The following is a 2312-nucleotide window of genomic DNA, read 5'->3' as shown; positions in this document are numbered from 1 at the left end:
CCAGGTAGGCACCGGGGATGCCAACCTGGCCGAACAGTTGGCCGGTGATGTGGCGGCGCAGGCCGAGGCCACCGATCGGGCCAAGCTCCGGGGGCGACATTTGGAGCATGTTGCCGAGCTCGGTCATCGCGTCAACCAGTTGGGTTCCGACGGCACCACCGCTCGAGGGGCCGGGGCCGAACTGTTCGCCATCCTGGCCGAGGCCGCCGGTGATCTCGATTTCGAAGCGGCCGACGTGTGGATCCGGCGAGGCGGGGAGGACTGGCTGGCCGGCGCGTCCCACAACAGCGGAATCTGGGGAACGCTTCCGGCTCCGGGGCAACCCGGCAGCGGCCTGCGACCCGAAGACATGAGCATCGGCGAGGTTGTGGTCGACGACCAAGATGTCGATCCCGAGGAGTGGGCGGCGTTGGAGCGGGAGGGTCTTTCCCGCCTCATCCGCATCACGTTGGCCACGATCGACGGCACCCTCATCGTGTTGCGGGCCGCCGACTCGGTTTCGATCAATGGCGGAGCCGATGCAGTTCAGACCGCCGATGTCACCGGTGGGGCTCGCGCTGAGTTCGCTTCCAACGACCGGCCGGCATTGGGCGATGTGGAGGCGCTCCGGCTGCTGGCCGCCCAGGCGACGGTGGCCCTGCAGAACAACAAGCTGTTGAGCGACCTCCAGACAATGCATGACGAGTTGGAGCATCAGGCCAGCCACGATGTTCTCACCGGCCTGCCGAATCGGAAGTGGTTCATGACCCGGCTCCGCCGGCAAATCACAAACTCCGACGGTCCGGGGCTGGATGTCGTGCTGTTCCTGGACCTCAACGGCTTCAAGCAGGTCAATGACACCATGGGCCACGAGGCCGGGGACGAGCTGCTGGTCGAAGTCTCCGGTCGGCTGCGGGAGGTCATCGGCTCGAGCGGCGAACTGGCCCGGCTCGGTGGAGACGAGTTCACGGTGCTGGCCGGACCGGTGGAGGAAGTGGAGGAGGCACAGGCCCTGGCCAGCCGCATCCACGCGTCGCTGGTAGAGCCCTTCGATCTGCAGAACGGGCGGGCCAAGGTGGGGACCAGCATCGGCATCGCAGTTCGCGACCCGGCAACCGCAAGCGATGTGGGCGACACCGAGTTGCTCCGTCGAGCCGATGCCGCCATGTATGCGGCCAAGACGGCCCACAGCGACCTGCGGACCGCGATCTACGACCCGTCGCTCGATGAGGGTGAACGCCGCCGGGGCCGGCTGGTGGCCGAGCTGCGGAGAGCGCTCGATGAGGAAGAGATCGAGATGGCCTTCCAGCCGGTGGTTGGCACCGAATCGGGCCGAATCGCCGGGGTGGAGGCACTGCTGCGGTGGACCCACCGCGAGCTTGGTCCGATCGATACCGGGACCACGTTGTCGCTGGCCGAGGAAGCCGGGCTGTCATCTCGGTTGAACCGATGGATCCTGGAGCACGCCACCCAGACGGTTGCCGCCATCGGCGTCGAAGACGTGTACGTGGCCGTCAACCTTTCCCCTACCGAGCTCGGCGCCGACGACCTGATGGCCAACGTCGGCGATGCCCTCCACCTGAGCGGAATAGCCCCCGACCGGCTGGTGATCGAGCTGAGCGAGCGGTTGGTGAGCGAGGATCGTGGCCAACAGTTGAACATCGATGCTCTTTCCGAATTGGGCGTTGTGCTTTCGCTGGACGATTTCGGTGAGGGTCGAACGTCGTTGGCCCACCTTCGGGGCCTCCCGATCAGCCAGTTGAAGATCGATCGCCGGCTGGTTCAGAACGCCTGTGAGTCGGAGGTTGATCTGACGATCCTGCGTTCGGTCACCGAGCTGGCCCAGCAGCTGTCGATGGAGGTCGTAGCCGAGGGCATCGAGACCCCGTCGCAGCGTCAAGTCATGGCCGACCTCGGCATCGAGTTGGTGCAGGGTTACGGACTCTTCCGACCACTGACCGCCGACAAACTCCGACGCCTACTTCTTGCCGGTGCCTCCGCCGGCCGGATCACGCGCACCCAGGTGGCGTCGGGGGTTGGATCTCGGGGCGGGGAGCGCTGAGCGATGGCCCGCAGACTCGATGTCTACACCCCGTCGGCCGAGCCCGTGGTCGAGACCCAGCGCCAGGCGTGGCTGAATCGATCGGCCGCTCGGGCCTTCGCCGCCGCGCTTTCGGCCATGCTGATCGCCACCCTCGTTGTCAGCTCAAATTACCCAGGTTAATCATACTAAAGCAGATATCCATGGTGCTCCAGAGCAAGATTTTGCCGCTAATCACTTATCGGTAGGTAGTAATCTACAGGTATCGGGTAATTTGGAAGTCAATTCTGGA

The 2312-nt window shown here is 65.1% G+C and carries 1 protein-coding gene; it reads left to right on the top strand.

Annotated elements, in window-relative coordinates; all coding sequences use genetic code 11:
• Nucleotides 1-2041: EAL domain-containing protein (locus F6J94_RS10345; RefSeq protein ID WP_293039610.1), on the top strand; the 2041-nt coding region annotated here is incomplete at its 5' end.
• Nucleotides 2042-2312: the final 271 nt, after the last annotated feature.

Origin of the sequence: Moorena sp. SIO1F2, assembly GCF_010672755.1 — a bacterium.
GTDB lineage: Bacteria > Cyanobacteriota > Cyanobacteriia > Cyanobacteriales > Coleofasciculaceae > Moorena.
The sequence above is the reverse complement of the archived record's forward strand: the minus strand, read 5'-3'. Positions and strand labels throughout refer to the sequence as shown.